15 protein-coding genes are annotated in these 11,919 nt (G+C 54.4%); 13 read left to right on the top strand and 2 right to left on the bottom strand.

Going from position 1 to position 11,919, the window contains the following annotated elements:
- The 4 genes from V6D20_12600 to larE form a co-directional block, all read left to right on the top strand.
- Positions 1–1,301 (top strand): competence/damage-inducible protein A (locus V6D20_12600; GenBank protein ID HEY9816620.1); only part of this gene is annotated, 1,301 nt, incomplete at its 5' end.
- Positions 1,302–1,424: 123 nt separating this feature from the next.
- Entirely contained in the window at positions 1,425–1,562 is a 138-nt protein-coding gene (locus V6D20_12595) for a hypothetical protein (GenBank protein HEY9816619.1), read from the top strand.
- A gap of 48 nt (positions 1,563–1,610) precedes the next feature.
- Positions 1,611–2,066 carry a type II 3-dehydroquinate dehydratase gene (gene aroQ / locus V6D20_12590; protein ID HEY9816618.1) on the top strand — a complete coding sequence of 152 codons (456 nt, stop codon included), beginning with the start codon at positions 1,611–1,613 and terminating at the stop codon, positions 2,064–2,066.
- A gap of 199 nt (positions 2,067–2,265) precedes the next feature.
- A complete protein-coding gene (gene larE / locus V6D20_12585) occupies positions 2,266–3,123 on the top strand; it encodes an ATP-dependent sacrificial sulfur transferase LarE (protein ID HEY9816617.1) in 858 nt (285 codons plus the stop codon).
- A gap of 36 nt (positions 3,124–3,159) precedes the next feature.
- Here the strand turns inward: larE and V6D20_12580 are convergent, their stop codons facing one another.
- Positions 3,160–4,047, bottom strand: a complete 888-nt coding sequence (locus V6D20_12580; protein HEY9816616.1) for a LysR family transcriptional regulator — start codon at positions 4,045–4,047, stop codon at positions 3,160–3,162.
- Between the two features lie 295 nt (positions 4,048–4,342).
- Here V6D20_12580 and V6D20_12575 point away from each other — a divergent pair, with 295 nt between their 5' ends.
- Positions 4,343–4,837: a hypothetical protein gene (locus tag V6D20_12575; GenBank protein ID HEY9816615.1), complete on the top strand. Its 495-nt coding sequence runs from the start codon at positions 4,343–4,345 to the stop codon at positions 4,835–4,837.
- Positions 4,838–4,940: 103 nt separating this feature from the next.
- Here the strand turns inward: V6D20_12575 and V6D20_12570 are convergent, their stop codons facing one another.
- On the bottom strand, positions 4,941–5,123 hold the full coding sequence (locus tag V6D20_12570; protein ID HEY9816614.1) for a hypothetical protein: 183 nt from the start codon (positions 5,121–5,123) through the stop codon (positions 4,941–4,943).
- Positions 5,124–5,257: 134 nt separating this feature from the next.
- Between V6D20_12570 and V6D20_12565 the strand changes: the two genes are divergently transcribed.
- The 8 genes from V6D20_12565 to V6D20_12530 all read left to right on the top strand — a co-directional run.
- Positions 5,258–6,469 carry a sulfite exporter TauE/SafE family protein gene (locus V6D20_12565; protein HEY9816613.1) on the top strand — a complete coding sequence of 404 codons (1,212 nt, stop codon included), beginning with the start codon at positions 5,258–5,260 and terminating at the stop codon, positions 6,467–6,469.
- Positions 6,450–7,061, top strand: a complete 612-nt coding sequence (locus V6D20_12560) for a hypothetical protein (protein HEY9816612.1) — start codon at positions 6,450–6,452, stop codon at positions 7,059–7,061. Before V6D20_12565 ends, V6D20_12560 begins: the two co-directional genes overlap by 20 nt.
- 647 nt (positions 7,062–7,708) lie before the next feature.
- The gene (locus V6D20_12555; GenBank protein HEY9816611.1) at positions 7,709–7,882 is read left to right on the top strand and encodes a hypothetical protein; all 174 of its coding nucleotides are present in this window, start codon (positions 7,709–7,711) and stop codon (positions 7,880–7,882) included.
- A 402-nt stretch (positions 7,883–8,284) separates the two neighbouring features.
- Positions 8,285–9,247: a YihY/virulence factor BrkB family protein gene (locus tag V6D20_12550; GenBank protein ID HEY9816610.1), complete on the top strand. Its 963-nt coding sequence runs from the start codon at positions 8,285–8,287 to the stop codon at positions 9,245–9,247.
- Positions 9,248–9,379: 132 nt separating this feature from the next.
- Complete coding sequence (locus tag V6D20_12545) at positions 9,380–10,012, top strand: thylakoid membrane photosystem I accumulation factor (GenBank protein HEY9816609.1); 633 nt, start codon at positions 9,380–9,382, stop codon at positions 10,010–10,012.
- A gap of 265 nt (positions 10,013–10,277) precedes the next feature.
- Positions 10,278–10,919, top strand: a complete 642-nt coding sequence (locus tag V6D20_12540; protein ID HEY9816608.1) for a DUF3386 domain-containing protein — start codon at positions 10,278–10,280, stop codon at positions 10,917–10,919.
- A gap of 200 nt (positions 10,920–11,119) precedes the next feature.
- Positions 11,120–11,350 (top strand): NifU family protein, encoded by a 231-nt coding sequence (locus tag V6D20_12535; protein ID HEY9816607.1) that lies wholly within the window; start codon positions 11,120–11,122, stop codon positions 11,348–11,350.
- Between the two features lie 240 nt (positions 11,351–11,590).
- On the top strand, positions 11,591–11,919 hold a 329-nt coding region (locus V6D20_12530; protein HEY9816606.1), incomplete at its 3' end, for a hypothetical protein.

Raw genomic sequence — 11,919 nt, 5'->3', positions numbered from 1 at the left:
GGATCGACCTGATACCCATGACTCGCGATCGCAGTGCGGAAATTATTTGTGTGGGCACCGAGCTGCTGCTGGGTGAAATTCTCAACAGCAACGCCCAGTTTTTGGCCACGGAGCTGGCCCAGCTTGGCATCCCCCACTATTACCAAACCGTGGTGGGCGACAATGTTCAACGGCTGCAACAGGTGGTGGCGATCGCTGCCCAGCGCTCCTCTCTGCTGATTTTTACGGGTGGCCTGGGCCCCACCCCCGATGATTTGACCACCGCAGCCCTGGCCGACTTTTTTGGTGTGCCCTTAGTGGAGCGATCGGATGTCGTTGCCGACCTCACCGAAAAATATGCCCGCCGGAACCGTCCCATGTCTCCCAGCAATCTCAAGCAGGCCCTCCTACCCCAAGGTGCAGACCTGCTGACCAATCGCATGGGTACGGCTCCTGGTGTTATCTGGCAACCTACACCAGAGCTGACGATTCTCACCTTTCCTGGCGTCCCCCGAGAAATGCAAACCATGTGGCAGGAGGTTGCCGTTCCCTATCTGCAGGAGCAGGGGTGGGCAACAGCTCCCATCCACAGCCGGATTCTGCGCTTTTGGGGCATTTCTGAAGCCGGGCTAGCCGAAAAGGTCGCTCATCTCCTCGCCCTGCCCAACCCCACCGTTGCCCCCTATGCGGGCAATGGCGAAGTGCGGTTGCGCCTGTCGACCCAAGCTCCATCTGTTGCAGAAGCGCAAGCCTGTATCGCGCCCATCGAGCAGCAAATCCGTCAAATTACCGGCATAGACTGCTTTGGAGCCGATGACGACACCCTAGCCTCCGTTGTCGGTCAATACCTGCTCGCTGCTCAGCAGACCCTGAGCGTTGCCGAATCTTGCACGGGCGGCGGGTTAGGACACCTGCTCACCACAGCCGCCGGCAGCTCTGCCTACTTCCGGGGTGGCGTGATTTCCTACGATAATGCCGTCAAGGTCGAGCTGCTGGGCGTCTCCCCAGCCGACCTAGAGACCCAGGGAGCCGTCAGTGATGTCGTGGCCCAGCAGATGGCTGCGGGGGTGCGATCGCGCCTCAAAACCGACTGGGGCGTAAGCATCACCGGCATTGCTGGCCCTGGCGGCGGCACCAATCAAAAGCCCGTTGGTCTCGTCTACATCGGCATCGCTACCCCCGATGGACGAGTGTTAAGCCGATCCTTCCTGCTCAACGATCGCCAAGGGCGGGACTGGGTGCGTTGGCTGAGCATGTGTACTGCCCTAGATTGGCTACGCCGGGAGCTACATACCATATCTTTGCCAAAATCACTAGCTTGATCATTTCCAAGGATTGGTTATGATCATATAAAGAAGCTGTGATCGTAATTGTCAGGTCAGCCTTGTTCAACTAACTGATGTTGGTCGTGAACGCTGACTGAAACAAAAGGAGATTTAAGTTTAATGGCTCAAATTGACAAGGTGCTGGAGAAACTCAAAGAGTGGGCCCGCAAAATTGTGGATGCTCTCCTCGGCCCTGAACCTCAGCCAGAACCCGAGCTCATTCCGATCCCTGTACGTGACAACCAACGGCGTCGTTAGACCCTAGCTCTCTATGGTTCTTTCATTCATTGTGCTGAGCAGACGGTCATGCTGAGCATCTTAGTTCTTCATGGCCCAAATCTAAACCTGCTGGGGCTGCGAGAGCCAGAGATTTATGGGCACACCACCCTTGATGACGTCAATCAAGGGCTAACGCTCCAGGCGGATCACCTAGGTGTCAAGCTGGAAACCCTGCAGTCCAACCACGAAGGTGTTTTGGTGGACGCTATTCACGATGCCCGAAATCGCCACCAAGGGCTGGTGATCAATGCAGGTGCCTACACTCACACGAGCGTCGCTCTTCGAGATGCGATCGCTGGCGTTGCCATTCCCACGGTAGAAGTGCATCTCAGCAACATCCATCGACGAGAATCATTCCGCCATCACTCCTACATGGCCGCTGTGGTCGTGGGTCAAATCTGTGGCTTTGGTGTTAACAGCTATTATCTAGGACTTCAGGCCCTGGTTCATCATCTACAGGAGCAGGACAGCAAGTCGCTCTAATCTCCCAGAAATACCTAGAGCATTAGGACTTAGATAGTCTGGAATGGATTTTCAGAGATGTGAAAATTCGTTAATCTAGAAACGTAAGTGTCTCTACTCTTAGTCTTGAGCTAGGGTGGAGAATCAATATATGACCAACGACCTCGTTCTGCACGGAGCGAGGCACTGTCGATCTTAGGACTCGAAAAGGAGTAGCCCGTTGAGGAGACTTGAGAATATTAGCCCATCGTCTACCCAGTTAGACCGCAAGATGGCCCAGCTCACTGCCATCTTTGCCGAGATGGATCATGCCTTGATTGCCTACTCCGGTGGAGTAGACAGCACCCTAGTAGCCAAAATTGCCCAGGATGTCCTTGGCAATCGCGCCCTAGCTGTCACTGCCAATTCTCCGTCCCTCTTGCCCGATGACTTAGAAGACGCCCGGGTACAGGCTGCCATGATTGGGATTCGCCACGAAATCGTCTCGACCCACGAGATGGATAATCCCAACTACACCTCGAACCCAATCAACCGCTGCTACTTTTGTAAGAGCGAACTCCACGACACCCTCAAGCCCCTGGCCCTAGAGCGAGGCTACCCCTACGTCGTCGATGGCATCAACGCCGATGACCTCAGTGACTATCGCCCCGGCATTCAAGCGGCTCACGAACGAGGGGTGCGATCGCCCCTGGCTGAAGTAGGCGTTAGCAAACTAGACGTGCGCGCCTTGTCTAAACAGTTGAACCTACCCTGGTGGGACAAGCCGGCCCAGCCCTGCCTCAGCTCTCGCTTTCCCTACGGCGAAGAGATTACCGTCGCCAAGCTGCAGCGCGTGGGCCGGGCCGAACGCTACCTCCGCGATCGGGGCTATCGCGACCTGCGGGTGCGCTCTGAGGGAGACACGGCCCGCATCGAGCTACCCCCCGAAAGCATCAAAGAATTTGTGCTGACCACCGATCTCAACCAAATTGTCCGCGAGTTTCAAACCTACGGATTTCTCTACGTCACCCTCGATCTAGAAGGCTACCGCAGCGGCAAACTCAATCAAGTCCTGCAAACTGCTGCCGCTAGTCTCTAACCTTCCGGGATTGACGTTTTCTGGAGCATTGGGCCGCTACGGAACGGATGTTGTGGCAAACAGTCCTGTACCCCGCAGCACATCTAGGAACGCAAAGACCGTAGGCAGGTGAATGGCCTCCGACAACACTGCTGCGCCAATCACCCGATCCAAGGGCACCGGCAGCGATCGCACCAGAACATCCTGAGGAATGGGTAGCGCCGCCAGTCGGGGTAAAATTGCCGCGCCTAGCCCCTGAGCCACCATGCTGACAATGGTGGAATCTTCCTTGATCTCATAGGCCACTTTCAACGACTGCCCCCACTCTGTCCAATAATTACGCACAGCGGAGGTACATTCTGCGTAGTTGTACAAGATAAACGAATAGAGTGAAAGCTGCTCCCAGGTAAGTTGATCGGGTGTGACAGCTCCCGTCTGGGGCAGCAACACCACGTATTCATCCCGTGCAATCTCCCAGGTGGCAAAGTCCTCCGACCGGGGCAACGGCACCAAACCAATGTCCACCCGTCTTGCCCGGAGCTCCTGCTCCACCCCCGAGGGATCCACTTCCGACAGCGTCACCTCAACCCCCGGAAAGCGCTGGCTAAATCGGGCGATCATCGGCGGCAGCAGGTGGGTTGCGGCGCTGCGAAACGATGCAATGCGCAACCGCCCGCCATTTAAGCCCTTTTGTAAATTCACCTCCGCATCGATACAGTCCCTGAGGTCTAAAATCTGACGGGCATGGTGCATGATGCGATCGCCCATGGGGGTTAGCCGTGCGCCAAACCGCCCTCGCACCAAAAGCGGAACGCCCAATTCATCCTCCAAAGCAGCGATCGCTCGACTCACGGCCGCTTGAGATGTATTGAGCCTGAGAGCCGCCGCTGAAAAGCTGCCCTCTTCCACAACCGCCAACCAAACTTGAAGATGATAAATGTGCATCTTGTCAATCTATTCGATTTTCGGATAGATGAGCTACAGGATGAGTTTTGATCTCTGGAGATGGCAACGCTACGGTAGACGGAACACCTGATTGGACAGCCCACATAGTCAGACCCCAAATTCCTTATCCCTCAAAATAGCTCAGCAATCTGCGAATGGGACGCGGATCACCCCCCTAAATTGCAAAGCGTCATGACATGACGACCTGCGGATGTCCTGCCATCCTACGGAATGAGCCTTCTGACCCCTGTGCGGCGTTGATACACCCCTGTATATTGCCTACCCCCTTTTCCCTATGTTTGAACTCATCCCCTACCAAAAATTCCGCGACACCCCTAGTGTTCGTTTTTTTGATATCACCATCAATGACTCTAATGCCCGCGATCTCGTCTTTCATGACGGCCCTGCGGTCAGCCCCAACAACACCGATCGGGGCAACTGGCAGTTTTATCTCCATCCCCATCAAGAAGATAATCTCCTAGCTGTTTCTGGAGGTCGCACCTTTTATCTGGTGAATTTTAACTGGGAACAGCCCTTTCATATGGTGCGCCTAGAAGCCAATGGCGCGATTTTGCGCATTCCTCCCGGTACCTTCCACCGCTCGGTGTCTGACCGGGGAGGCTCTCTTGTTCTCAATCAAGCCGTACGCACAGCCCAGGCTACCGTTGAACGAGAGTTTCGGGTCTACAGCAGTGCCGACATTCCTAAACTCAAGCAGATAACCTCCTACGGAGCCACTGCCCCCATTCTCCACGGCTTCCCTGATCTGGATGAGCGACGAGCTGCTTAAGCGACCGCCTCTCCTCATAAAACTCTTCCTCACGCCGTAGACATGTGGGGGAGAGTATTTTCGTGAAGAGGAGTTGGGGGCGATCGCAGTTTCTGACAGAGTTCTAGCCCAAACAAGCCGGGCAACATCCAAGCCACAATAGCGATGGTGTAATCCGCCCACTGGCTTTCCAGACGCAGCCCTGCGTCCTGTCGGGCACCCCATCCACCACATACTTCTCGCTGCCTAAAACCAGCTCGATCGCCAAGCCTAAGTCCTCCTCATCTTCCACCAGCAATAGACGCATCAGGCTAAATCATCAACCACAAGCCTGATTCTACGGACTTCAAGGCGGTTTCATCTGGATTTCATGGGTGCAATCCGGGCGCTTGAGGGGGATGGTAAACTCAAAGCAATCCATTTGAACTCGACATCGCTGGAATGCTCGATTTGCTGCTCATGGCCAGCCTAGGATTTCTAGGGAGTTTTGGTCACTGCCTAGGCATGTGTGGCCCCATCACCGTCGCCTTTTCCCTATCACAGCGGTCAGATCTCCAAGGGCGCTGGTCCCAAGTGCGATTTCACCTGCTGCTCAATCTGGGACGCATCACTAGCTACGCGTTGGTGGGGGCGCTGATTGGCGCGATCGGGTCGGTGCTGGTGGCTGGTGGGCAAATGGCCGGCGTAGGCAGTTTGTTGCGACAGGCGATCGCCGTTGGGACAGGACTATTGCTAGTTTGGTTTGGTCTGGGGCAAATTCGCCCTGGGCAGGTGCCTCCGGTACCCATGCTAAACCCTATGGCCCAGGCGAGCTGGCACGATCGCCTCAGTCGAGCGATGCAGAATCTTTCCCTCGATCCCCAGCGCTGGACACCACTGCTGCTGGGTCTGGCATGGGGGTTTATGCCCTGTGGATTCTTATACGCTGCCCAACTCAAGGCCGCCGACACGACGGAGTTGTGGATGGGTGGAGCGGCCATGCTGGCATTTGGGGTTGGCACCCTGCCCACCATGCTTGGGGTAGGCGCATCCACCGCTGCCCTCAGTGCTGATCGGCGAGGGCAACTCTTTCGCCTAGGGGGCTGGGTGACGCTCACCGTCGGTCTTCTGACCCTGTTCCGGGGCAATGACATGGTCGATTTCACTGGACATGGGGCACTGGTCTGCCTCTTGCTGGCTCTGGTTGCCCGCCCCATCAGCCGCCTCTGGTCGCCGTTTCTGATCTATCGCCGTGCCCTAGGGGTTAGCGCCTTTGTACTGTCGGTAGCCCATGTGGCCCACATGGTCACCATGGGCTGGAATCCGATGGCTCTCTCCTTTTTGCTGCCCCAACTCCAGATGGGGGGGTGGGCAGGCCTGATTGCTTTGACGTTGATGGTGCCCCTGGCTGCTACCAGTTTTGACCAAGCCCAGGCCCGCCTGGGAGCTCGGTGGCGGCAGTTGCACATGCTCAGTGTGCCAGTTTTTGTCCTAGTCATTGCCCATGCGCTGCTTTTGGGCTCCAGCTACTTGGGCAGTTTTGAGCATACCCCTCGACACTGGCTAGGAGCGATCGCCCTTGGAAGCCTGGCAGTCTTGGCTCTGCTGCTACGCTGGCGACGGTTTTGGGCAATGTTGTCTCTAGAGAAGTTTTATGCGCCCTACAAATCTTAGTGGGCTGGGCTGGCTCGTGATGGTGCTGCTGGCGCTGCCTGCCCAGGCCCACAAAACCGAGGTGTCGGGTGATGTGGCCGGTACCTGGCACCTTGAACCCAACCATAGCCCCAAGGCTGGAGAGGTGGCTCGGGTCTGGGTAGCTCTCACCCAACAAGGGGGGCGGGCAATTCCCCTTGATCAGTGTGACTGTCAACTGGCGGTGTACAACACTAACCAGCCCGAGGCAGATCCGGTGCTCACCCCGACGCTAGAGGCCATATCTCCCGAACGTTTTGAGCGGATTCCTGGAGCTGAGGTTATCTTTCCCGCCGTGGGTGAGTACCGTCTGGTTTTGACCGGCAGCCCCACAGCCGAGGGCAGTTTTACACCTTTTGAACTCAGCTATACCACCGTAGTAGCAGCAGGTTCTGTCCCGGAGCCTTCCCCGCCTGAGGTAGATACGCCGTCCTCTGAGGAGGCGATCGCTCCTTTAGAACAGCCCGAACCAGTAAGTGATCTGCCATTCTGGAGACTCGGGGCGATCGCTGGAGCAGCTACGACTCTGCTGGCATCTCTGGTTCTAGTTGGACGCAAGATCGGCAAACACTAGCGCGGCTTGAGCAAAGCACCAGATACTGGCTATCAATCGCTTAAAACTGGTGTCTTCAAACAAGCTCCTGTTGCACCTGAGTTGTATCTACCCGTGGCACCGATCTCAGTTGAGTTGGTAGTTGATATCCAAATCTACTCGGAGAAGATTCAGGCAAGGGCCTGCCTAGGTCATCATCGGCTCAGGACTATCCAGGCTCGTTGCAGTTTTATTTGTACTTTGGCTCTAGGTGATCGCCCTCCCTCATAAAGTGCGCCCTCACTCCTTAAAAATGTGGGGGAGCGTGTTTTTTGATAAGTAAAAATACCCATCAAAAATGTGAAGGAATATGTTTTTTGAATGAGCAAAAATACTTACTTATTATGCATTTTGTTGACCCTTATATCGATGTTTAAGACATAAGAATTCAAAAGTTTTGTGAATCCGATTTTTCTTAACAATTGCCGCGATCGCTCTTGATAGAAGCACTTCAGGTCGTCTAGACCTTTGGATTTATCAATGATCAGCATAAATTACGCTGATTGATGGAAGACCTCAGGGATTAAGTGTCGTATATTACTAAACATGAATTCCATTGTGTAGATTAGTAAACAACCTGATTCCAAATGTGGTTTATTGCATCCATTGCTGCGCTTAGTGCAGCGTACATGTATAACAAGGCAGAAAAATCATCGGCAGAGATCGCGATCGCCTGTGTAGCGGTGGCTCTCGTTGGTATTGCTCTTGCCCTAGTTGCGGCACCTTGGCCAGTGCATCTTCTCATGCTGGCAGCCGTGCTGGTGTCTAATCGTTCCGTAGGCAGTTTGTTTAGCAATCGATAGCGGAGAAAGCCCGACGCTACCGGCAATCTCCCGCATCGCTAGTTAGATCATTCAACCTACTCTCTCGTACCTCAATCCGCTGTGAATGCCGAGATGCCGCCATGGGTCTCGGCATTTCGCTTGTCGTCACGTTGTTAGCCATTAGCCTAAGAACTGCTATCTCATCGTCCTAAGACCAGATCATCTAAGCGCAAAGCACGACTCTGTTACACTCGAAGTGTAGGGTGAAATAGCTCTCGGGGCGATCGCCCATTGCTAGATTCAGCTCCATCTACTATGATTCAGTCGCTGTTGAAACAGCACCTGAATCACCTCTAGCCATTTATTTTTCTGGCACGTCGATCGCCACTCATCTGCCCATCATTCTGGATGATGAAATCCAGACCCTATTGCTCAGTCGCTATGTATGCCCCTCGCTTTGTGCGCTTTTTTCAACACATCAACCTCACCACCCTACGCCGGGTGATCAAAGGGGTCATGGCACAGCGACTACCCAGCTTGTCGGCAGAGATGGCCTACAATGCGCTACTCGCCCTTTTCCCTGCCGTACTGACCGTCTTAACTGCTGTCAGCCTCTTCGAGCCCCTCACCAACTCCTTCGAACGCCTCATGGGTCGGCTGAGTGAAGTTGCTCCAGTAGACGCCCTCAATTTGATTGAAAATTTCGCCAGCGATATCACCACCGGCGGCAGTAGTGGTCTATTTTCCGTCAGCTTTTTAATTGCCCTCTGGGTGTCCTCCAGCGCCCTGAGCGCCGCCATGCGGGCCTTGGATCAAATTCACCAGATCCCCCAAGCGTTAATGCGGCCGTTTTGGAAAGCCAAGCTGATTTCCCTCGGGCTGACCTTGGGAACGATCCTGTTGCTGATGCTAGCCTCCACCTTGGTGTTTATCAGCGACTGGGCGATCAGCAACCTAGCTATTCAAAGTTCAACCTTTGCTCCGTGGCTGCTGCAGGGATGGCGTTGGCTCACCTGGCCCTTTGCCTTGGGCATCATGTCTTTGGCTTTTGCCTTCATCTACCGCTTTGGACCAAGTCGCTGGAGCCCTAATAAGCCCCTATTCCCCGGAGCTGTCCTCGCGGCTATTTCCTGGGCGCTGATTTCCAATGGCTTTCGTCTCTACGTGCTGCATTTCGGCAACTACAACAAGGTCTACGGAACCGTGGGAGCTGTGATTGTGCTGCAACTGTGGCTCTATATGAGTTCCTTGGTGATGCTGATCGGTGATCAGGTGAACGTCACCGTTGGGGAAGCCATGCAGACCAGCGATCGCCAACGCCTAGCCGCCGATCCTTCGGAACCAAAGCCACGCCGCTCGAAATCCTCCACGGGGCCAGGGGTAAAACGCCCTTCTCGCTTCTAGTCAATGGCATTCATGTCAAACTCGATCGCAAGAGGTGTAGCCCTTGTTGCAAAATACAAAGGAGTAGGACGAAGCCACCGTTGAAACAATGGCCTTTGTCCTGAGGACTATTGCGGACATTACCCTCGACCCATGCGACTTTTTTCTCGATCGCCCATGTTATGGATTTGTCAAATGACTGCATCGCTCAAGAACTATTGGCGGCGATCGCCCCTCGCTTCCATCCTGATATCAACCGTGCTAGCGATCGCTCTGGTAGTGATGGGTGCTACCCCAGCCCTAGCCGGATTAACCGACGATCGATTTGACGGTGGTATTTTTCCCCTCTATGCCGGCAACGGCTCCTTGGTTCCCCCCCGGGTCACCCTAGAAGCATCGCTCAAGGGCGATCGCCCCACCCTGCTCGTGCTCTACATCGACGACAGCAGCGACTGCAAAGCCTATGTTTCCGTTGTTTCGCAATTTGATGCCTTCTACGGACGCGCCACCGATATTATCCCCATTGATATTGACTCCCTGCCGATCAAGGATCAGTATGAACCCACAGAACCGGGCTACTACTACGAAGGTCTCGTGCCTCAAACAGTTGTCTTTGACCAAGCGGGTCAGGTCGTGCTCAACAAAACCGGATCCGTAGACTTTGAAGAACTCGACGATCGCTTCCGAGAAATTTTTGATCTCCTACCGCGATCAGAATCTAGTGAACTCAAACGGCGATCGGTCAACGAGGTGAATACCGAACTTGTTCCCAATCCTGAATCGTGACCTCCCCGGCCCCGACAAAACTCCTTACACTGAAAACAGCACGGAACACCCAACCGGAACCCGACCTTCAGTCATGAGCGATCACGGTGAGCGATCACGATTGCGTGAGATAGGCCGCTTGCTCTCAACCTAGGGGAGTTGCGATCGATCCCTGATCCAAAACCTTTCAGCGCATCACCTAGAGCTGGTATGGCCCTAGGGATGCTGCATGGGGTGTTCCGTCATCCCTCTGTGGGACTGCTCAATTGCCATAGGTATAGACATAATGACCACTACTCAAATCAACGCTCAAGATCTCTTTCGCTCCGCCTACGAAAATCGCTACACCTGGGATACCAACTTCCCCGGCTTCACCGCCGACCTCACCGTGACCCAAGACGACGAAGTCCACACCGCCAAGGTGACCGTCAAGGCTGACTACAGCGTCGAGGTGACCGACATTGAAGATGAAACCGTTAAGGAATCGATCTACACCCAACTGCGCGACGTGGTGACCCACCGCAAGCGCAATTCCTTTGAGCAAGCCCACAGCAAACACACCTTCAGCGCTGGCACCACCGACGACACCGGTGCCGTTGAAATCCTTGTCGGCGGCGATGCCATGGGGTCTAACTACAAACTACGCAACAACGAAGTCTGTCAAGTTAGCCGCGTTATGGGACGCATGGCCTTCACCATCGACCACCTCGATAGCTTAGATACCGGCCACGGCTACGTATCAACTCGCTACAATGCCGTCTTCCGCAATCCGCAAACCCAAGACATTCTGCGAGAGATGCAGTTTGAAGATCGCTATGAAGCCGTGGGCGACTATTACCTGATGAGCCAGCAAACCATCCACGCCACCGCCGATGGTCAACAAACCACCACCGTCTTCCAGTTTTCCAACCTAGCGCTTTTAGGTTAGATCTCGGTTTCTTAAGAGGCGATCGCCCCCTACCTTATTGATTCAATCAGAATTCTCTAGGTCAAGCTCCGGGGGATAGTAGACCCTAGATGTTAGACTTTGGATAGATGCTGAGGGCGATCGCCCGTCCGAGAGAGACTCTAGCGCTACACCATCTAGATTAGACATCATCGCTCACCCTGCACCCTATATCACAAGCCATGGAACTCACAATTACCAACGTTGAACAAGTCCTTGATGAACTTCGTCCCTACCTCATGTCCGATGGTGGTAACGTCGAACTTGTCGAACTTGATGGCCCAGTTGTACGGCTGCGACTGCAGGGAGCTTGCGGATCCTGCCCTAGCTCAGCCATGACCCTGAAAATGGGCATCGAACGCCGTCTCCGGGAATCCATTCCCGAAATTGTTGAGGTCGAGCAAGTTCTATAGTGCTGACTGTGATAGTTGGTAGGTATTCTTAACGTAAATAGTTACATAAAGCGGGGAAGTGACATCATCTTCCCCGCTTTATGTAAGTAGAGTAGGAACAGTAGCTCGACCGAGACATGCTGGACTCATGCCAGCCTGCGGTAGAGTGATGTTGTGTTCCTCTAGCCATGTGCTAGGCCACGTTTTTGACCCTCTCTGTCAGGCAAGCAGGCATCTGGCAGAGGCACTTTAGGAGGTTCTATGCCTCATCCGCTCTACGTTGCCATCATCTGGCACCAACACCAACCCCTCTACAAAAGCCGAGTAGCCGGTCATTATCAACTGCCTTGGGTGCGGCTGCATGGCACCAAAGACTATCTCGACTTGGTGCTGATGCTTGAACGCTATCCCAAGCTGCATCAAACCGTGAACCTGGTTCCCTCCCTGATCCTGCAAATTGAGGATTATGTCGCGGGTGTAGCCAGGGATCCCTACCTATCCCTAGCGTTAAGCGACGTAACTACTTTCACAGATACCCAACGCCGCTTCACCGTTGAGCATTGTTTCGACGCCAACCACCGCACCATGGT

Source organism: Candidatus Obscuribacterales bacterium (genome assembly GCA_036703605.1).
GTDB lineage: Bacteria > Cyanobacteriota > Cyanobacteriia > RECH01 > RECH01 > RECH01.
This window is presented reverse-complemented; position numbering and strand designations above follow the sequence as displayed.

What these genes read in the sequence shown, in the direction of transcription:
- V6D20_12565 (HEY9816613.1), top strand. Translation starts at nt 5,258, where the DNA reads ATGCTCGATTTGCTGCTCATGGCCAGCCTAGGATTTCTAGGGAGTTTT.
- V6D20_12580 (HEY9816616.1), bottom strand. Translation starts at nt 4,047, where the DNA reads ATGCACATTTATCATCTTCAAGTTTGGTTGGCGGTTGTGGAAGAGGGC.
- aroQ (HEY9816618.1), top strand. Translation starts at nt 1,611, where the DNA reads ATGCTGAGCATCTTAGTTCTTCATGGCCCAAATCTAAACCTGCTGGGG.
- V6D20_12575 (HEY9816615.1), top strand. Translation starts at nt 4,343, where the DNA reads ATGTTTGAACTCATCCCCTACCAAAAATTCCGCGACACCCCTAGTGTT.
- V6D20_12595 (HEY9816619.1), top strand. Translation starts at nt 1,425, where the DNA reads ATGGCTCAAATTGACAAGGTGCTGGAGAAACTCAAAGAGTGGGCCCGC.
- V6D20_12540 (HEY9816608.1), top strand. Translation starts at nt 10,278, where the DNA reads ATGACCACTACTCAAATCAACGCTCAAGATCTCTTTCGCTCCGCCTAC.
- V6D20_12550 (HEY9816610.1), top strand. Translation starts at nt 8,285, where the DNA reads ATGTATGCCCCTCGCTTTGTGCGCTTTTTTCAACACATCAACCTCACC.
- V6D20_12535 (HEY9816607.1), top strand. Translation starts at nt 11,120, where the DNA reads ATGGAACTCACAATTACCAACGTTGAACAAGTCCTTGATGAACTTCGT.
- V6D20_12560 (HEY9816612.1), top strand. Translation starts at nt 6,450, where the DNA reads ATGCGCCCTACAAATCTTAGTGGGCTGGGCTGGCTCGTGATGGTGCTG.
- V6D20_12570 (HEY9816614.1), bottom strand. Translation starts at nt 5,123, where the DNA reads ATGCGTCTATTGCTGGTGGAAGATGAGGAGGACTTAGGCTTGGCGATC.
- V6D20_12555 (HEY9816611.1), top strand. Translation starts at nt 7,709, where the DNA reads ATGTATAACAAGGCAGAAAAATCATCGGCAGAGATCGCGATCGCCTGT.
- V6D20_12545 (HEY9816609.1), top strand. Translation starts at nt 9,380, where the DNA reads ATGCGACTTTTTTCTCGATCGCCCATGTTATGGATTTGTCAAATGACT.